Raw genomic sequence first — 15808 nt, forward strand, 5'->3', positions numbered from 1 at the left:
CATGGCCAGTGCCCGCACCCGTCGCGCTTCCGCCCTCCGGACCCGCATCCGCGCCCAGCGCGAGATCCGCAACGCCGTCAAGGCCGTTGCCGCCGGTCCCGCCCCCGCCTCCGCCCACCTGATGGCCGGTGGCGTTGCCCCGCTCGTCGCCCACAACTACGCGGCCACCATCACGAAGAAGGCCAAGGGCTGCGACCGCGTCCCGGGCGAGGGGACCACCGCGAAGAAGCGCAAGGGCAAGAAGGGCCTGACCGTCTCCCGCACCGGGGACCTCGCCCGCATGAAGCGTCACCGCGTCGTCCCGGTCGCGCTGTGGACCCGCGAGGACATCCGCGCCGTCGCCCTCTCCGGCTTCACCCCGAAGAACGACCAGGTGGCCGACTTCCTCGCCGCGCTCCGCCTCGGCCGCCCGGCCGCCGCCCGCGCCGCCGCCTGATCCCTCCCCCGAACCGCCGGGGCGCGGCCTCCCCCCGCCGCGCCCCGGCCCCCCTCGACACCCCAGAGACGGAGACACCCATGTCCACCACCGCCGCCCCGTTCGTCGGCCAGTACGAGCAGGCCGCCCAGCGCGCCCGCACCGTCGCCGAGATCGCCCGCGACCGGTTCACCACCGACCCCCGCATCCGCGCCGCCCTGCTGGCCATCGCGGAGCGCCTCGACGCCGCCGCCCGTGAGTTCGCCGCCGTCCCGCCCGGCGCGTACACGGAGCTGCCGACGGAGGCCACGGAGGAGCTGTTCATGGCCGAGCAGATCGCCGTGGAGAACCCGGCCGCCCGGTTCCCCGCCGAGCTCGGGGAGTACGTCCTGGTGCCGCTCGTCGACCGCGAGCTCCCGTTCCCCCGCCGCCTGAACCCGGTCAACCCCGAGTTCGCGCAGTTCGCCCAGCGCGAGGCCGAGCAGGCGCACGCGCTGCACCTCCTGCACAACGACGGCCCCCACCAGTGGGAGCGCACGGACGACTGGCTGCGCCAGGTCTTCAAGGTCTGGGAGAAGCACCTCCGCCTTGAGGCCGAGATCGCCGTGGACAACGCCCGCCCCGACAACCGCCGCTGACCTGCCCGGCCGGGCGGGGGCGTCACAGGAACCCCCCGCCCGGCGTACTACCCGGCGAGAGCACGCCGGGCCCAACCGCGAACCGGAGGAACACCCCCGTGGACGACATCGCCCAGGACCCCAGCAGCAGCACCCCGGCGGAGCGCGTGGCACGCGGCCGCGCCATCTGGGACCGCTACAGCGCCGAGCACCCGTTCGCCTCGCTGGAGGACGTGATCGCCGACCTGCTGCACCTCGCCGACGAGGACGTCCCCGGCGGCGCCGAGTCCGTCCTGGAGCGCGCCGAGATGCACCACAGCGCCGAGCGCCCCGACGACGTCTCCCGCGCCCTGGACGGGCTCCCGCCGTCCTGGGAGCGCGCCGCCCGCCGCTGGCTCTAGAGCGGTCGTGCCCCGGGGCCCGGACGTACGAGCCGCCCCGGGGCGCGACGCAAGCCCCACCCGCACCGCCCAATACCCCGGCCGGAGAGCACCGCGCCGGACCGAACCACCGAAGCGAGGAACACCCCGTGATCTCTGCCGTCACCCAGGCGACCACCGCCGCGCCGCTCGCCGCCCTCCTGCCCGCCCGCCGGGGCAAGGCGTGGAAGGTCACCGCCGCCCCGATCTACGGCCCGCGCAACAACGCCGCCACCTCCCGGATCACCGACGGCCGCCGCTCCCTGCTCGTCGTCGAGGAGGGCAACCGCGTCGAGCTGTACGCCGAGCGGCCCGGCCTGGCCCCGTTCACGCCGGACGTCGTCGTCGACTCCACCGACCCGGCCTCCGTCGCCACGCTCGCCACCCGCGCGATGCGCTGGCTCCTCGCCGACATGGACGCCGAGATGCTCAAGGCGACCGAGGCCGAGCGGGGATGGCGCCAGGTCCTGCACGCCAAGGGGACCGCGCTCACGGAGTTCGGGTTCCACCTGGTCGACCAGGGCGTCGTCCCGGAGACCACGGAGCGCGCCGACGGTCCCGGCATCGAGTGGACGGCCGCGAGCGGCGCCGAGTGGGCCGTGTGGTCGTACGGCCTGGGCCCGAACTACTCCCTGACCTACGAGGGCCCCGTGAGCGGCCTGTACGGCGCGCTGCCGGTCCTGCTGCCCGCACTGGACGGCCACACCTCCACGGACGCCGGTAGCCCGTTCACGCGCCACCTGACGGACCGCTTCCCGCAGCTCCGCCCGGTCGACGCCGACGAGGTCGAGTTCGGCGGCTACCGCGACCTGCACGGCTGGATCGCGCTCCCGTCCCGCGCCGAGCTCGGCGACCCCGTCCACGACGGCACCCGGGTCTGCGCCCAGGTCGGCCCGGTCGGCATCGACTTCCTGCTCGCCGCCGCCGCGTACCTGGTCTGACCCTCACCCGCCCGGCCGCGCCCCCGCCCCTCGTGCTGGGGCGCGGCCCCCTCGAAAGGCCCCACGACATGACCGCGTCCGTGACCGCCCCGGCGCCCACCGTCTGCCCCGCCCGCACTCTCGCCGAGCACGTCGCCGCACTGCTGCCCGCGCGAGCCGGCGTTCCCTGGACCGTCGAGCCGTACTCCCCCTGGTGGACCGCCCGGCACCCCGGCGTCCGCCTGGTCCAGGGCACCCGCGCCCTGGTCCTGGTCGCCAACGCCACCCAGTGGACCACCGAGGTCGGGTGGCAGCTCCCCGGCCGTGAGCCGTACCGGCCGGACTTCACGTTCCGCACCGCCCGCCCGGACGTCGTCGCCCGCGAGATCCTGCGCCTGGTGCTGCCCGTCCTCGACGACGAGGCCGCCGCCGCCCGCGAGGACGTCTCCCGCGCCCGCCTGGAGCTGCTCTACGAGATCGGCGCAGCGATGCGCGCCCAGGGCGCAGCGACGTACGAGCGGGGCGGCCTCCTGGTGAACACGTCCACCGTCACCTGGTCCTCGTCCGGCCTGCGCTACTCGGCCACCCTGCACGGCTCCAACCCGCTGTGCGGCGTCCAGATCGAGGGCCCGGTGCGGGCCGTCGAGCGGGCCGTGGCCCGGTTCCTGCCGGGCAGGCCCCTCGAGCCGAAGACGTGGCCGATGCGGGACGTCCGGGGGCGTCTGGCGCGCCGTCTGGCCGCGTTCCTCGCGCAGCGCGTGGACGTCGAGCAGACCGACGCCGGAGGTATCGCGTTCGGCTCCCGGCCGGGCGTGTACGGGTACGCCGCGCCCGCCGCCGACCCGGCCGCCCGGGTCCGGGACACCACCCCGGCCTCTGTCGACCTGCACGGCGTCGGCGTCGACTTCCTCGTCTCCCTCGCCCCGCTCCTCGCCCGCTGAACGCCCGGAAGGACCACCCCTCGTGAACACCGCCGACCTGCGCCCCGTCGCCACTCTCACGACCGCGGAGACCGCCGCGGCCCGCGCCGCCCGCGCGCTGCTCCCGCTCGTCGCCGCGACGGTGCGCCACCAGTTCCCGGACGGAGCGTTCCTCGTCCTCACCCGCGAGTACGACGAGGACGAGCTCGTCCTCGACACCGTGCGCACCGCGGACGGCAAGACCCTGTGGTCGTTCCCGTGGGACCACACCGGCTTCCACCCGTTCCCCAAGCCCGTGCCCGCCGAGCTCGCCGAGCTGTGGGGCGAAGACGACCCGCAGAACCCCGCGCCCGTCCTCGACCTGGTCCAGCGCATCGACCGCTTCACCAGCATCCCGTTCCTGGACCCCGCCGCGATGCACAAGGGCGAGGCCAACGCCGACCGCACCCCGCTGGGCCTCTCGCTCGCCGAGCCGGAGCCGAAGCGGTGCGCGGTGTGCCTGGTGACGCTCGAGGAGCACGCCGGGCGGATCTGCCCCCGCCCCTGACCCGTCCGCCGCGCCCGGGGCCCGCCGCGGCCCCGGGCGCACCCCTCCCCGAACTGGAGCCACCCCGTGCTGATCCCCGCCACACCTGAGCAACTCGCCGAGCTGGACGGCATGCTGCGCCCCGGCACCCCGCCCTCGTTCCCCGTCCTCCTGGACGTCGCCGAGATCCACGCCGACACGGTCGCCGGACGCCGGACGAGCGAGGCCCTGGGCAACTACTCGCGCACCGCGCTGCCGCCGCTGCTGCGCCGGCTGTTGGCCGTCGAGACCGCGCTCCTGACGATGCGCGAGAAGGTCGCCGGGCACATCGCCGCGTACGACCAGGGCGACGACCCGACCGGCCTGGAGCTGCTCGAGGATCTCCGGCGCGCCGGGGTCGACCTGGGCGACGACGTCAAGGCCGCCGCCGCGGTGCTCGAGGGCAAGGCGCACGCCGCCACGTTCGCCTGACCCGCCCGCCGGAATGCACAGCCCAGGGCAACGGGCTGTGCATTTTCCCTGTTCGACCCCCGCTAGATTTCCCTGGGTGTAGTATTCGCTGTGTTGGTGGAGAGCACCGCCGACGCGAACCAGCGAAGAAGAGGAACACCAGATGCGGATCCTGCCCCCTGCGGTCGCAACCGCCGTTCACGTCGCCACCCTCGCCCGCAAGGCCGGGATGCCGATCCCGCCGAAGGTGTACGCCGTCCTCGAGGCCGCCGCGAACCCGTGGCCCGCCGAATGGCTGCTCGCCCCGCTGCCCGGCGACCCGATCCGCGTTGTGGAGCTGTTCGCGGGCCCCGGCGGCTGGTCCGAGGGCATCGCCGCCGTCCTCGGCGTCAAGGTCGACGCCGTCGGCGTGGACATCTCCGAAGACGCCTGCGCCACCGCCCGCGCCGCCGGACACCGCCGCATCTGCGCCGACATCACCACCCTGGACCCCGAGCACATCGCGCTGCGCCACACCGGCGCCGTCATCATCAGCCCGCCGTGCCCCACGTTCTCCCCCGCGGGCAAGCTGTCCGGCCTCGACGCGCAGAACATCGCCATCCTGTGCGAGGCCATCGGGTACGTCAGCGAGGCCGCCGGGACCATGCCCATCACCGACGTCGACTGTGACGACCTGTACCCCGACCTGGACGAGTGCCCGATGTGCGCGGAGCACGGCTACCACGTCGGCTACCGCGAGCGGTCCGGCGCCACCTGGGACGAGGTCCGCGCGGAGGCCGCCGCCGTGAGCGACCCCCGGATCGCGCTCATGCTCGAGGTCGTCATCTGGCCGCTCGCCCTCCAGGCCGCCGGGGCGCCGATCCGCTGGATGGCCATGGAGCAGTCCAGCAACCTCCCGGAGGAGATCCTCGACGACCTGGCCATGGAGTTCTACTCGTCCGAGTGGATGTACGCGAACCGCGAGGTGATGGAGGCCGCCGACTACGGCCTGCCGTCCCGCCGCAAGCGCGTTTACATGATCGCCTCCCGCTGGTGCAGCGGCACGACCACCGCCCGCATCCGCCCGCTCCCCGCAACGTCCATGGCGCAGGCCCTGGGCTGGCAGCCCGGCGAGCGCGTCAACACGCGCGGCACCCGGCCCGTCGACCCGAAGACCGGCCGCGCCAAGGGCGGGAACTGCTTCTCCGCCGACGGCCCCTCCTGGTGCCTCACCGGCAAGTCCCGGACCTGGAAGCGCGAGAGCGACGGCCTGCGGCTCACGGAGTCGGAGGCCGGTCTCCTCGTCGGGTTCCGCCGCTCCTACCCGTGGAAGGGCAGCCGCACCTCGGCCTTCCAGCAGGCCGCCGACGTCGTCTCCCCGGTCATGGCCGCGATCGTCCTGTCCGGCATGTTCGGCGTCCTCGGCGAGGCCCTGGCGCGCGACTACCTCGCCCAGCTCTACGAGATGGACGACATGCTCGCCCCGGACGACTACGAGCTAGCCACGTGACCCCGCCCGGCCCCCGCCCCTCCCGGCGGGGGCCGCCGCCGTTCCCGGGCCTGTCACGGCCCGGGGCCGCCCGACGTTCCCCCCGGCATGAGTAACCAGACGCTCCCCCCGCGCCTCGACATAGGCCGCCAACTCCGGGAGACCATCACCTCGTTCCAGCGCTTCCGCGCATACATCCCGGGCGACCAGTTCCGGGAGGCCGCCGCCGCGTTCCGTCTCCTCGCCGCGCGACTTGAGGAAGGCCAGCGCGCGCCGTACTGGGTGGCTCAGGCGCCCCGCCGTCACCGCCCAACGTTCGGCGCGGCCCGCCGCCACTCGACGGCCCGCCGAACATGAGCACCCTCGAGCCATCAGGCCCCGTGTACGGCGCCGCCTTCAACCCGTTCGGGCCGTCCGTCATCCTGACCGCCGCGGTCGCCGTGGACGGCGAGGAGGTCACCGTCCAGCGGCAGATCGACCTTGCCGCCTGGCAGCACATCGACCGTGACCCGCAGATGCGCGCCACCTACGAGCGGACCATCCGCTACGACCTCGCCGCCGCCCTGGTGGACCGGCTCGAGCCGACCATCACCGTGCTCGAGCCGGCGCACCTGGGCGAAGCGGTGTCCGATGCCCTGGCGCGCGCCGACGCCGCCATGCGGAACGAGCCGGAGCCGGAGCACTGTCGGTCGCTCGAACTAGGCTCCGAAGCATGAGCGCCACCACCCCTTCCCCCGAGCAGGTCCCCGCCGAGGAGGAGAAGTTCAACCCCCACGACTTCCCCCAGAAGCTCCGCGACGCGCAGCGCCGGGCGGCCGAGCTGTACGCCGAGATCCGCGCGACCCAGGAACGCCTCCCCTGGTCCCGTGAGCCTCACGAGGGATGGCCCGAGGTGACCGACCACGGCCGGGAGCGAGAGGGCCGCGAGCCGTCGCCCGGCTGGCCCGCGGCGGAGGCCGCGGCCTACGACAAGCTGTGGGAGGAGCTGCGCGAGGTGACGGGCTACGTGCAGACACACCCCTGGTGGAAGACCTGCCGGGACAACGGCATCCAGGGCCCGGACCTGGTCGCCGCCCGCCAGGCCCTCAAGACTGCGAAGGGCGCCGTGCCGCTGTCCCGCGAGGACGTCGAGCAGACCGCCTGAGAGGCCCGTACGCGGCCGTTCCTGTCCCCCGCGGCCCGAGACCAGCTAAGGGGCACAGGGCGGCCCACACGGGGCGCGCCCCCGCTCGAGAGGCTGCGCCCATGCGCTCCGTCCGCACCTACCTGGTGATCAACCCCGGCCCGCTGTTCGGCGACCGCCGCATCACCTTCACCAGCCGGGCCCCGGCCGGTTCCGTCGTCTCGCTCGAGGTCGACGGCCGCCCCGTCCGCGCGCTGCTCACGGACACCCCGCTCGTCGGCGACGTCCTGGCCGCCGAGCTCCAGATCACCTACCTGTAGCCGAACGGCCCTGCGGCCCCGTACGCGGCCGACGGGGCGGCGCCTGCGGCATTCCACCCTGGCGCTGCTCGTCGGCCGTCCTGGACGGCTGCGAGCCGCTCCCGTGGCACCTGCGGAGTCCAGGCTGCGGCCACTGGTACGTGCGAGACGTGACCGTCGTGTCTCCGAGGAGGTCCACCAGGACCTGATAGCGGATCGTGCCGTCGGCCCAGTCCTGGCGCGCCGTGACGGCCGCGTACCGCCACTTGCCCGCGGACCACACCTCGAGCGCCGGACGGTCGCCGGGTGGCCACGTCGACACCTCGGGTTCGGGCCCGTCCGACGGGCGCCACGGGCGGGCAGGCTCAGGCTCCGGGATCGTGCTCATGCCCTCGACTGTAGGCACGGCGCGCGCAGGGGACTCGAACCCCTCGGTGGCACCGGAGGCGGTGATCGTGGCGGCCCGCAGGCTCGCCCCGCCTCACTCCAGGTGGTGCGCGGCGCCGTGCCCGGCACAGCCTGGCCGGCCGCGGCCCTGGCGGGCAACCCGATTCGGCACCGCGCGACGCAAGACGTCCCCGGCCTCCACGATCCGCGGCCTCATCACTCCGCTCCGGAAGGCCACGCCGTGACCAAGCTCCCCATGACCAAGCTCCCCGCGCCGGACGACCGCACGTCCCGCCTGGTCATCGCCGTCGCCGTCGGCATCCTCGTGTTCGGCCTGGTGGTCCTGGTCGCGCTCCTGACCGCCGACGTCGACGACGACAGCGACCACGACGGCTCGTCCGGCCGCTGCGCCCCGGCCGTCGCGGGCACCGTCGACCCGCTGACCTGCCTGCCGTACGGCTCCGCAGGCGCGCCGCCCGCTGGTACCAACCATTCCGGGAGCTCGAGCACCACGCGCAAGCCCGCCGCCCCGCCGAAGGCGCCCGCCCCCAAGGCCCCGGCCGCGCCGAAGGCTCCGGCCGCGCCCGCCGTGAAGGTCCCCGCTCCGCCGGTCCGCATCAAGTGACGCTCCGCAGCACGCGACGCAAGGCGCCCCGGGCCGACACCGTCCGGTCGCCCAGTCCCCGTACCGGAGGAACACCCGTGTCCGACCCTGTCTCCTGCCCGAAGCCCGCCCCCTGCTCCCGAGAGACTCCCTGCCCGCGCTGCGCACGCTTCCTGCGCGTCATGGTCGTCTGCTGGGGCCTCATCCTGGTCATGGTCGTCGCCATCCTGGCGTCCGTCGTCGTGCAGAACCGCGGCTCCTCGAGCGACCCCGAGCCCGCCCCGTCGACCCAGGCGCCCGCGGACCCGTCGCCCAGCGCCCCGCCGACCAGCGAACCGCCGCGGCCGACCCCGTCGCCGACCGCGCCCATGCCGTCGGACCCGCCCACCGGCGGCTGCAACATCTTCGACCCCGAGTGCTCGAGCACCGGCGGCACATCCGGCGGCACCGAGGCCTGACCCATCCCCCACGGTGCGCCCCGGCCGGACGACTCCCCGGCCGGGGCGCAGCCGTATCCCGGGACCACCCCGGTTCGTTGGGCCCGGTGACGCGTGACCGCCTCCCCGTGGACACCGCGCGCGGGGCCCCTCGTCATGGCAGGCCCGGGGCCCCGCTGGGGCGCGACGCAAGCACCCGCGCTCTCTACGGTGCGCGCCCATGACGTACATCCCGCTCACGCGCTGCGCCGCGCTCGCCTCCCAGGCCCGGACCGCCAACCGCCCGCACCGGATCGTGCAGCCGGCCGTGGAGTCGGCGGAGCTCGCCCACCGGCTGCTCAACCTGCCGGTCGACGAGCGGCTCACCCACGTCGCCGCCCTGGACGACGCCGTCCTCCTGGACGTGATGGTCGCCCTCGACCGGCACACCGGCAGCGCGTACGAGCTGTGGCGGGACACCCCCAGCGGGTTCGCCGTCGACGTCCTCGGCCTGACCCTCGACGAGGAGCTGCGCGCCGCCCTGGACGCCGTCGCCGACCCGGACGCCCGCCGGATCGCCGCCCGCATCCCGGGCATCGACAACCACACGGCGGCCGCGGTCCTCCTGGCGTGGACGGCCCTGGTGTCCTGCCCCCGCCCGTTCGGCGACGGGCCCCGGCTCGCCGTCTCGGTCACCCCCTACCGGGCGACGTCGGCGAGCGTGTGGCGCATCCTGGCCCGGTTCATCGACAACGCCAGCCTGCCCGGCCGCCTCGACCTGCGGCGGGGCGCGTGGTGGGCCGACGACCTCGAGGGCCCGCAGCGCATCATGGCGTTCGCCGTGTGGAACACCACGGCGGACGGCATGGGCGGACTTCACCAGTACGTCGCCGTCGTCGCCGACGCGGACCGGATCGCCGACCCGGACATGCGCGGAGCGTTGACGTGGCTCGCCGATAGCGCGTACGGCCCGAGCCGCCTGGTCGCCCTGGGCGGCACGACCGACGAGCCGGAGGAGTGGTTCTCGCTGTACGAGTCGTGCGACGGCGTGACCTCCCCGGCCGGCGCCCAGTGACTGCCCGGTAACCCAGGAGCGGACACAAAACCTCCACACCGTGCAGGGTGCGCCCCGCCCTGGGCGCGCCCCGCGGCCGCCGCCGGGTGGCCCCGCGCCCCGGGCGGAAGGGAGCAGCGTGCAACCGCACGTCATGAAGGCCATGCACGACTGGCAAATGTCGTGGGGCGACCAGCAGCTCGCCGCGCAGGAGGCGTTCACCGCGGCGTTCCCCGCCCTGACCCCAGCCCAGAAGTGCCAGTGCTTCGGCCCCACCCTGCGCTGGCAGAAGGACGGGGAGGGCGAGGGGAAGGTGTGCCTCGACGACCACGGGCGCGCCACGATCGAGTTCGAGCGTGTCCCCAAGGCCGCAGTGGGCAAGGCCATGAAGGAGACGTGGGGCGCCGACTGGTTCGACGAGGGCCCCGGCGGGTTCGCCGAGGCTGAGCCAGGCACCTACCACTACGAGGACGAGCAGACGTACGCGGAGTACGAGTTCGAGGTCCACGAGGACGGGACCGTCACCTTCGGGATCGCCTACGTGAAGATCGACGACATCGTGACGATCCTCGACGAGCTCGAGCAGGCGCTCGCCGAGCACCGCGCGGCCTGACCCCGGCAGGAGGAGAGGTGACGTGGTGCCCCGGATCCGTATCGCGTCACCTCACCTGCCCGGCAGAATTGGCGGCATGGACGCCACCACCGCCTTCGTCGCCGCGTTCGCCGTCACCGCCGCGGGCGGAGTCGCCGCCCGCTTCCTGGTGCGCGCCGGCGCGGCCCCGGCCCAGCCCGTGCCGGATGGGTCGGCCTGGCGTCAGACCCACCAGCGGCGGGCAGCGACCTACGCCGAGTTCGCCGAGCCCGCCGACCAGATCAGCCACATCCTCGAGACGTGGCCCGCCCTGCCCCCGGCGGCCCGACAGCCCCAGCGCGTGGCGGCGTACGAGCACCTCCAGACCCTCGGGCACCGCCACGGTGCGGTGCTCCTCGACGGCGGCCCGCACGTCCAGGCCGCCGCGCAGCAGCTCCGCGACGAGTGCGAGCGGCTCGTCCGCGGCCTGGACCTGCACGCCCCGCCCGGCCCCGTCGACGAGTCCGTCCGCGGCCTGTCGATGCCGTTCCTGCGTGCGTGCCGGGAGTACCTCGACGCCGAGTCCGAACGGCACTTCGGGCTGCGCCGCCCGGCCGGGCGCAGCCTGTTCGCCCGCCTCGCGAGGTGACGTGACGCGGCCTGAGCTGCCGTTTCACGTCACGTCACCTCACAGCGCGACGCTAAGCGGGCCCGTGCCTACGGTCCGCGGCCATGGTCACGACCGTTGCGCCGCCCCGTACCCGGATCGCCTCGCTTGCCGTCCGCGCCCGGAACATCGTCGACTCCGGCCTGTGCACCCGGACGACGGGAATCCCTGAGTGGCTCATCCGCTCGGAGCAGCACGAGCGCCTGGCCGCGGCCCCCGCGCCGGTGCGCCGGGCCACCCTCGCCCGCTACGACGACGCCGTCGTGGTCGACCTGCTGGTCCTGTCGTACCTGCGACACGGCACCCCCTATCGGCTGTGGGCCGACACCCCCGGCGGGTTCGCCCAGGACGTTCTCCGCGGCCTCGACGCCGCGGCGGCCGGCCGGGAGCTCGAGTTCTTCGGTCCGCAGCACCTGCGCACCGCCCCACGCCCTCGGTAGGCTTCCGGGCGGAGACCTCGTCGGACTCCCCCTCTTGGGCCCCGCAGCGGCGGGGATACAGCCCGTTCCGACCGGGCTGATCGTGCGCGCCCGGGTCCGCGGCCGCGCTCGTCCGCCGCCCATGAGGAGATCCCCTCGATGCCGTCCACCCCTACGTACGTCCTCGCCGCGCCCGTCTCGGAGGGTGGTGAGCTCGTCTTCGCCCACGCCTTCGACAGCGGGATCCGCGTCTGGATGCGGGGCCTGACCCGAACCGTCGACGAGCGGCCCCGCCGACTCCGCGGTGTCGCCGCCCCGCTGTACGGCGGAACCATCCGCGACCTGGAGCCCGTGCGGGACTTCGTGGCCGACTTCGTGGAGCATGCCGCCGACGACCCGGCCCTGCCGTTGACCCCTGGCCGTATCCGCGACACCCGGCCCCTGGTCGCGCGGACCAGCCTCGACGCCGTGTCCAGCCGCATGCACTTCTCGTACCGCGCCATGTCACCGCTGCACACCGTCGGCCCGTGGAACGGCGCCGCGGCCGAGCTCCTCCTCAGCCGCGTGCGGGGCCTGGACTACCGGCACATGGGGTTCTTCGCCACGGGCCTCCCCGAGCTCTCCGCCGGCGCCGCCCCGGACACCCTGCCCGCGGCCGTCATCAGCCGCGAGCGGGCCGAGTACCTCGCCGAGTACCTGGAGGCTCCGGCCGGGCCGGTCCTCCACCACCTGGGGCGCGCCGCGCACGGGTGAAGCCGCGGGCCAGACGATGCACGCGACGTAAGCCGCGGCCCCCGTCCACTCTCCCCGCCTCGCTCCGGAGCGCGCCCACCAGGACCGTGAACGACTCGGTCCGGCGCCCGGGGCAGGCGAGGAGACCAGTGCTGTGGCACGACGACGAACCGGCCCCACCGATGTGGTGAAGGCGCTCGTCCACGACCGCGACGGCGGCGCCTGCGTGCGCTGCGGAACGCGGGACCACCTCACGATCCACCACCGCGTGAACCGCGGCATGGGCGGCGCCCGGGAGGAGTGGATCAACCAGGCCCACAACTTGCTCCTCGTGTGCACCGTCTGCAACGGCTGGTTCGAGGACAACCCCAGGGAGTCCTACGAGCGCGGGTGGAAGGTGCGCCGGCCGCAGCTCCCCAGCGAGGTCCTGGTGATGTACGCCGACGGCCGCGAGTATCGGCTCACCCCGGACGGCGTGCGCTCCACGACCGTGGCGGCCGCCCGATGACCGCCCCCAGCCCCGCCCGCGTCTTCCCCCTGACCGCTCAGTGGTACCTCGCCGGGTGGCGCAGCAAGTACCGCCTGCACGCGAAGGCCATCCGCTACCAGGTCGACGGCCGCGAAAGGATCATCGGCTTCGCCGCGACGCTCCTGGGGTTCACCGCCGCTCTTGGCGTGTTCTGCGGCCCGGACAAGCCGTGTCACGCCACGGGCGGCTGGTATCGCGACTTCGGCCACCGGTTCGGCCGGTACACGATCGGAGGCTGGCGAACCGTCCGGCGCGTGCCTGTGTCGACCGGCTGGGCGTTCAGCGGCAACCGCACCCGCATCGGCTTCACCGTCACGGTCGCCTCCCGCACGCTGATATTCGCCAAGCTCGCCACACGCGCCCAGGTGCGCGCGCATCGGGCGCACCACGGGGAGGCTGCCCGATGAGGCGCCGGCTGTGGGCCGCTCGAGGCCGAGAGGCGTACGTCCCGCTCAAGTCCAGCAAGCGCGCCCGCCGCGGCCGCGCGCCGAAGGGATCCGGGCCGGGGTGGATCGCCGACGTCTTCGAGGGCGGCCTCGAGGGCCTGCTGGACTTCCTGTTCTCCTGGGGGCGGCGATGAGACGCCGACGCCAGTGCACCACCTGGTCGTGCTTCGCCGTCGGCGTCCAGTGCCAACGCCTGGCCAAGCACGACGGCCCGCACGAGGCTTCCCCGACCCCTACGTACGACCGGCATTGGTCCTGGACCGACGAGGACCCGAACGGCATCACGGTGCTCCCTGGCACCGTGTGGTTCCACCGGCCGGAGCGGGCGCGGCTCAAGAAGATCGCCCGGCTCCTCGCGCCGTGGGCACTCCTGCACGGGCCGATCGCCCTTCTGCTGTGGCTGTACGTGTCCCCGGCCACGGCGGTCGTGTTCGTTGCCCTGGAGCTGGTGACGAGCGTCCGCCGGCCGCGGTTCGTCGACCTCGGCCGGTTCACCGCCGGGGTTTGGCCGGTCACGCCCGCGGCGCCGCCCCTGATCTTCGGCATCGCCTGGGCGACCCATGGCGAGGGACGGAACGCGAAGATCGCAGGCCTCGAGGTCGTCCTCGGGCCCGTCGTCGTCGGGGCGTTCTCCCTCGTGCCGCGTAGCGAGTGGCCTGCGTACAAGCGCTCGCAAGCCGCCTTCAAGGCCCTGCAGAAGGAGAGCCGTTCATGACCCGCGTCACGCTGCAGCGCCGTATTCGCTCGCCGCGCTCCCTGCGCCTGGGCCCGGTCCGGCTGTGGGCCGCCCGGATCCCGCAGGGCCCGAACCTGGGCTTCGGGCGGATCGCGACGACCGACACCCCGGGGAACCCAGCTCCCGGGCAGACGGTCGTGAACGACGGAGCCGGTTACGTCCTGGTCCTGGGCGGCATTGCGTTCGCCGCGCTCCGCTGCAGGTCGGTGCCTGTGCCGGAGCAGCATCCCTGACAAGGGGATTTCCCTTGGTGTACTATTCCCGTCGATGCGGCGGCATGGGGTTGCCCCAGTCGCCGCTACGGCGCACGACTCGCGCCGAAGTTGGACGGAGAACAGCCACCATGCCCAAGGCCAATAAGGAATACGGCCCGCGCATCCCGGCCCCGAACTACGACCAGATCAGCAAGGACGCCGAGCGGCAGGTCCTCAAGGATCTCGGTCTCGAGCGTCCCGAGGACGCAGTCCACGCCCGCCCGGAGGACCTGGTCGTGAAGGCGGCCCGCATCCTCGAGCAGGTCGACGCCGAGGTCGCGCTCCACCTCGACGAGCGGGACCAGGCGCTCGCGCACCTGTGGTTCTACGAGCAGCGTCTCGGCCTGGCCAAGACCGCCGGCCTGGGGAACATGGGCTACCGGCAGGCGCTCGCCACGATGATGTTCGGCAACAAGAAGCACGTCCACGAGCTGCCGACCGGCTCGGGCGAGGAGCTCGCCCAGGCCGCCGAGGCTGCGGGCATCGAGCGGGTCGAGGGCGCCGAGGAGAAGCTCCTCAAGACCGCGCCGCTCGTCTACGCCGCGCGGGCCCGCCGGGACGTCGCTGTGCGCTTCATGCAGGAGGCGGTGTTCGCCCTCTCGGAGAAGCCCTACAACTGGAAGCCCGAGCAGATCGCCGAGCACGCCGGCGTCGACCGGAACCTGGTCTACAAGCAGCGGGCCGCGGCCCGCCGGCGCCGAGGCCTGTAGCACCGCCCGTTCCACCGAGACCGGCCCCAGCAACACGGGGGCCGGTCTTCTTGTTGCGTCAGCGCTGGTCACACCGGGGACCGGTTTTTGGTCCCCGGTCACCGGAGACCGTTTTCCGGTCGCCGGTTTCTGGGGCGCCGCAGAACCGGGTGCCGGAGACTTGGGCCCCTTTAGTAAGAAGATCAAGTACCACCATCAAGTAAGTTCCGATGCCTTCGCTTCGCTCAGGCATCGGCGCGTATCGGGGCCTGTTAGCGCTCGAGCGCCGACAGGCGCAGCAGCGGCAGCAGGGGGAGGGGTGTCACAGAATCCTGCGGCCCGGCGTTCCCCCCTGCATGACGACCTCGCATGCCCCGAAGCCCCGGCGCACCATGCTCCCGCCGAACCTCACCCGCAACTACTACGAGGTGAGGCGCCTCATCGCCGAAGGGGAAGGCCGGGAGCTGCCGCACTGGTACCAGCTCACCGTCGAGCAGAAGCTGGCCGAGGAACGAGAGGTCGAGCTGTTCCGGCGGGCCATACTCCGCGCCGAGGAGGAGCAGGACCTCGTCGCGAACTTCAACGCCCCCGCAGCCAAGGACGCACCGGCCGCCGAGTCCACGGAGGCCGCCGCGCCCGCGGTCGACTGCGAATGCCCCGGCTGCTCCACCATCCGAGCCCTGGACGAACTCGTCCGGCAGGCCCAGCGCCTCGAGGTCGCCCTCGGCTGGGACGTCAACAGCAAGGGCCAGGGCGCCGCCGTGTACGCCTTCAAGCCCGTCTCCCTCACGCCCCAGGAGCGTGCCGACCTGGAGAAGCGCGCCAAGGAGGCCATCGCCGAATGGGTGGCCAAGGGCAAGCCCTTGAAGATGACCGGGCTGGTCCCGGCCCCTCGCAGGGGCGGCCTGTACGGTCTCGGCCCGACCTGGTCGGACCTGGAGCGCTGGATCTTCCGCGCTCAGGCGGCCGCCCCGCGGGCCTTCCTCCGCGACCTGTAACAAGATCCGGCCCCCCGACGTACTACAGGGTGCGGCTGGCCCTCCGACCCCGAGATCCCCCCGGGGAAGGCACTCCGGCCACACCCCCCCGAAGACCGGGGGCGCCCCTGCTCCACCTCCCCGGAGCGGGGCCGCCCCCGGCACAGACT

General features: G+C 73.8%; 27 protein-coding genes. 26 read left to right on the forward strand and 1 reads right to left on the reverse strand.

From position 1 onward, the window contains the following. Position 1: 1 nt before the first annotated feature. The 12 genes from ACIBU0_RS42285 to ACIBU0_RS42340 all read left to right on the forward strand — a co-directional run bounded on the left by ACIBU0_RS42285 (position 2) and on the right by ACIBU0_RS42340 (position 7178). The gene (locus ACIBU0_RS42285) at positions 2-436 is read left to right on the forward strand and encodes a hypothetical protein (protein WP_398829685.1); all 435 of its coding nucleotides are present in this window, start codon (positions 2-4) and stop codon (positions 434-436) included. 80 nt (positions 437-516) lie between these two features. Beyond that, positions 517-1053 carry a hypothetical protein gene (locus ACIBU0_RS42290; protein WP_398829686.1) on the forward strand — a complete coding sequence of 179 codons (537 nt, stop codon included), beginning with the start codon at positions 517-519 and terminating at the stop codon, positions 1051-1053. Positions 1054-1151: 98 nt separating this feature from the next. After that, on the forward strand, positions 1152-1433 hold the full coding sequence (locus ACIBU0_RS42295) for a hypothetical protein (RefSeq protein ID WP_398829689.1): 282 nt from the start codon (positions 1152-1154) through the stop codon (positions 1431-1433). Between the two features lie 128 nt (positions 1434-1561). After that, positions 1562-2392: a hypothetical protein gene (locus ACIBU0_RS42300; protein WP_398829691.1), complete on the forward strand. Its 831-nt coding sequence runs from the start codon at positions 1562-1564 to the stop codon at positions 2390-2392. Between the two features lie 68 nt (positions 2393-2460). Next, positions 2461-3312: a hypothetical protein gene (locus ACIBU0_RS42305; RefSeq protein WP_398829694.1), complete on the forward strand. Its 852-nt coding sequence runs from the start codon at positions 2461-2463 to the stop codon at positions 3310-3312. Positions 3313-3334: 22 nt separating this feature from the next. Continuing rightward, positions 3335-3838, forward strand: a complete 504-nt coding sequence (locus tag ACIBU0_RS42310; RefSeq protein ID WP_398829696.1) for a hypothetical protein — start codon at positions 3335-3337, stop codon at positions 3836-3838. 66 nt (positions 3839-3904) lie between these two features. Further along, a complete protein-coding gene (locus ACIBU0_RS42315) occupies positions 3905-4288 on the forward strand; it encodes a hypothetical protein (RefSeq protein WP_398829697.1) in 384 nt (127 codons plus the stop codon). Between the two features lie 142 nt (positions 4289-4430). Further along, complete coding sequence (locus ACIBU0_RS42320) at positions 4431-5756, forward strand: DNA cytosine methyltransferase (protein WP_398829700.1); 1326 nt, start codon at positions 4431-4433, stop codon at positions 5754-5756. Positions 5757-5843: 87 nt separating this feature from the next. Next, positions 5844-6092 carry a hypothetical protein gene (locus ACIBU0_RS42325; RefSeq protein ID WP_398829702.1) on the forward strand — a complete coding sequence of 83 codons (249 nt, stop codon included), beginning with the start codon at positions 5844-5846 and terminating at the stop codon, positions 6090-6092. Next, complete coding sequence (locus tag ACIBU0_RS42330; protein ID WP_398829704.1) at positions 6089-6451, forward strand: hypothetical protein; 363 nt, start codon at positions 6089-6091, stop codon at positions 6449-6451. Before ACIBU0_RS42325 ends, ACIBU0_RS42330 begins: the two co-directional genes overlap by 4 nt. After that, positions 6448-6879 (forward strand): hypothetical protein, encoded by a 432-nt coding sequence (locus ACIBU0_RS42335; protein ID WP_398829706.1) that lies wholly within the window; start codon positions 6448-6450, stop codon positions 6877-6879. Before ACIBU0_RS42330 ends, ACIBU0_RS42335 begins: the two co-directional genes overlap by 4 nt. Before the next feature lie 101 nt (positions 6880-6980). Then, positions 6981-7178, forward strand: coding sequence for a hypothetical protein (locus tag ACIBU0_RS42340; protein ID WP_398829708.1), 198 nt, complete (start codon positions 6981-6983; stop codon positions 7176-7178). On the opposite strand, the gene ACIBU0_RS42345 is transcribed toward ACIBU0_RS42340, so the two are convergent. Then, the gene (locus ACIBU0_RS42345) at positions 7165-7545 is read right to left on the reverse strand and encodes a hypothetical protein (RefSeq protein WP_398829710.1); all 381 of its coding nucleotides are present in this window, start codon (positions 7543-7545) and stop codon (positions 7165-7167) included. The two genes, ACIBU0_RS42340 and ACIBU0_RS42345, sit on opposite strands and share 14 nt — an antisense overlap. Positions 7546-7800: 255 nt before the next feature. On the opposite strand from ACIBU0_RS42345, the gene ACIBU0_RS42350 reads away from it, so the two are divergent. From ACIBU0_RS42350 to ACIBU0_RS42415, 14 genes are all read left to right on the forward strand, one after another. Further along, on the forward strand, positions 7801-8169 hold the full coding sequence (locus ACIBU0_RS42350) for a hypothetical protein (protein ID WP_398829713.1): 369 nt from the start codon (positions 7801-7803) through the stop codon (positions 8167-8169). Between the two features lie 77 nt (positions 8170-8246). After that, positions 8247-8606, forward strand: a complete 360-nt coding sequence (locus tag ACIBU0_RS42355) for a hypothetical protein (RefSeq protein ID WP_398829716.1) — start codon at positions 8247-8249, stop codon at positions 8604-8606. Positions 8607-8805: 199 nt separating this feature from the next. Continuing rightward, positions 8806-9639: a hypothetical protein gene (locus ACIBU0_RS42360; RefSeq protein WP_398829718.1), complete on the forward strand. Its 834-nt coding sequence runs from the start codon at positions 8806-8808 to the stop codon at positions 9637-9639. A 118-nt stretch (positions 9640-9757) separates the two neighbouring features. Further along, positions 9758-10231 (forward strand): hypothetical protein, encoded by a 474-nt coding sequence (locus tag ACIBU0_RS42365; protein WP_398829721.1) that lies wholly within the window; start codon positions 9758-9760, stop codon positions 10229-10231. A gap of 76 nt (positions 10232-10307) precedes the next feature. Further along, entirely contained in the window at positions 10308-10838 is a 531-nt protein-coding gene (locus tag ACIBU0_RS42370; protein WP_398829723.1) for a hypothetical protein, read from the forward strand. Between the two features lie 83 nt (positions 10839-10921). Further along, positions 10922-11296 (forward strand): hypothetical protein, encoded by a 375-nt coding sequence (locus ACIBU0_RS42375; RefSeq protein ID WP_398829725.1) that lies wholly within the window; start codon positions 10922-10924, stop codon positions 11294-11296. A 138-nt stretch (positions 11297-11434) separates the two neighbouring features. Beyond that, on the forward strand, positions 11435-12028 hold the full coding sequence (locus ACIBU0_RS42380) for a hypothetical protein (protein WP_398829728.1): 594 nt from the start codon (positions 11435-11437) through the stop codon (positions 12026-12028). Positions 12029-12161: 133 nt separating this feature from the next. Continuing rightward, on the forward strand, positions 12162-12515 hold the full coding sequence (locus ACIBU0_RS42385; protein WP_398829730.1) for an HNH endonuclease: 354 nt from the start codon (positions 12162-12164) through the stop codon (positions 12513-12515). Next, positions 12512-12943, forward strand: a complete 432-nt coding sequence (locus tag ACIBU0_RS42390) for a hypothetical protein (protein ID WP_398829732.1) — start codon at positions 12512-12514, stop codon at positions 12941-12943. Before ACIBU0_RS42385 ends, ACIBU0_RS42390 begins: the two co-directional genes overlap by 4 nt. Continuing rightward, complete coding sequence (locus ACIBU0_RS42395; RefSeq protein WP_398829734.1) at positions 12940-13116, forward strand: hypothetical protein; 177 nt, start codon at positions 12940-12942, stop codon at positions 13114-13116. The genes ACIBU0_RS42390 and ACIBU0_RS42395 overlap by 4 nt, the downstream gene beginning before the upstream one ends. Beyond that, complete coding sequence (locus ACIBU0_RS42400; RefSeq protein WP_398829737.1) at positions 13113-13697, forward strand: hypothetical protein; 585 nt, start codon at positions 13113-13115, stop codon at positions 13695-13697. The genes ACIBU0_RS42395 and ACIBU0_RS42400 overlap by 4 nt, the downstream gene beginning before the upstream one ends. Further along, the gene (locus tag ACIBU0_RS42405) at positions 13694-13951 is read left to right on the forward strand and encodes a hypothetical protein (protein WP_398829739.1); all 258 of its coding nucleotides are present in this window, start codon (positions 13694-13696) and stop codon (positions 13949-13951) included. Before ACIBU0_RS42400 ends, ACIBU0_RS42405 begins: the two co-directional genes overlap by 4 nt. A 110-nt stretch (positions 13952-14061) precedes the next feature. After that, entirely contained in the window at positions 14062-14682 is a 621-nt protein-coding gene (locus ACIBU0_RS42410) for a hypothetical protein (RefSeq protein ID WP_398829741.1), read from the forward strand. A 335-nt stretch (positions 14683-15017) separates the two neighbouring features. Then, complete coding sequence (locus tag ACIBU0_RS42415) at positions 15018-15659, forward strand: hypothetical protein (RefSeq protein WP_398829743.1); 642 nt, start codon at positions 15018-15020, stop codon at positions 15657-15659. Positions 15660-15808 lie beyond the last annotated feature (149 nt).

Origin of the sequence: Streptomyces sp. NPDC049627, from assembly GCF_044465645.1 — a bacterium.
Lineage (GTDB): Bacteria > Actinomycetota > Actinomycetes > Streptomycetales > Streptomycetaceae > Streptomyces.

Coding starts and splice junctions, on each gene's coding strand:
- ACIBU0_RS42305 (WP_398829694.1), top strand. CDS start 2,461: ATGACCGCGTCCGTGACCGCCCCGGCGCCCACCGTCTGCCCCGCCCGC.
- ACIBU0_RS42335 (WP_398829706.1), top strand. CDS start 6,448: ATGAGCGCCACCACCCCTTCCCCCGAGCAGGTCCCCGCCGAGGAGGAG.
- ACIBU0_RS42350 (WP_398829713.1), top strand. CDS start 7,801: ATGACCAAGCTCCCCGCGCCGGACGACCGCACGTCCCGCCTGGTCATC.
- ACIBU0_RS42290 (WP_398829686.1), top strand. CDS start 517: ATGTCCACCACCGCCGCCCCGTTCGTCGGCCAGTACGAGCAGGCCGCC.
- ACIBU0_RS42395 (WP_398829734.1), top strand. CDS start 12,940: ATGAGGCGCCGGCTGTGGGCCGCTCGAGGCCGAGAGGCGTACGTCCCG.
- ACIBU0_RS42325 (WP_398829702.1), top strand. CDS start 5,844: ATGAGTAACCAGACGCTCCCCCCGCGCCTCGACATAGGCCGCCAACTC.
- ACIBU0_RS42415 (WP_398829743.1), top strand. CDS start 15,018: ATGACGACCTCGCATGCCCCGAAGCCCCGGCGCACCATGCTCCCGCCG.
- ACIBU0_RS42285 (WP_398829685.1), top strand. CDS start 2: ATGGCCAGTGCCCGCACCCGTCGCGCTTCCGCCCTCCGGACCCGCATC.
- ACIBU0_RS42320 (WP_398829700.1), top strand. CDS start 4,431: ATGCGGATCCTGCCCCCTGCGGTCGCAACCGCCGTTCACGTCGCCACC.
- ACIBU0_RS42345 (WP_398829710.1), bottom strand. CDS start 7,545: ATGAGCACGATCCCGGAGCCTGAGCCTGCCCGCCCGTGGCGCCCGTCG.
- ACIBU0_RS42380 (WP_398829728.1), top strand. CDS start 11,435: ATGCCGTCCACCCCTACGTACGTCCTCGCCGCGCCCGTCTCGGAGGGT.
- ACIBU0_RS42330 (WP_398829704.1), top strand. CDS start 6,089: ATGAGCACCCTCGAGCCATCAGGCCCCGTGTACGGCGCCGCCTTCAAC.
- ACIBU0_RS42390 (WP_398829732.1), top strand. CDS start 12,512: ATGACCGCCCCCAGCCCCGCCCGCGTCTTCCCCCTGACCGCTCAGTGG.
- ACIBU0_RS42340 (WP_398829708.1), top strand. CDS start 6,981: ATGCGCTCCGTCCGCACCTACCTGGTGATCAACCCCGGCCCGCTGTTC.
- ACIBU0_RS42375 (WP_398829725.1), top strand. CDS start 10,922: ATGGTCACGACCGTTGCGCCGCCCCGTACCCGGATCGCCTCGCTTGCC.
- ACIBU0_RS42400 (WP_398829737.1), top strand. CDS start 13,113: ATGAGACGCCGACGCCAGTGCACCACCTGGTCGTGCTTCGCCGTCGGC.
- ACIBU0_RS42360 (WP_398829718.1), top strand. CDS start 8,806: ATGACGTACATCCCGCTCACGCGCTGCGCCGCGCTCGCCTCCCAGGCC.
- ACIBU0_RS42405 (WP_398829739.1), top strand. CDS start 13,694: ATGACCCGCGTCACGCTGCAGCGCCGTATTCGCTCGCCGCGCTCCCTG.
- ACIBU0_RS42370 (WP_398829723.1), top strand. CDS start 10,308: ATGGACGCCACCACCGCCTTCGTCGCCGCGTTCGCCGTCACCGCCGCG.
- ACIBU0_RS42410 (WP_398829741.1), top strand. CDS start 14,062: ATGCCCAAGGCCAATAAGGAATACGGCCCGCGCATCCCGGCCCCGAAC.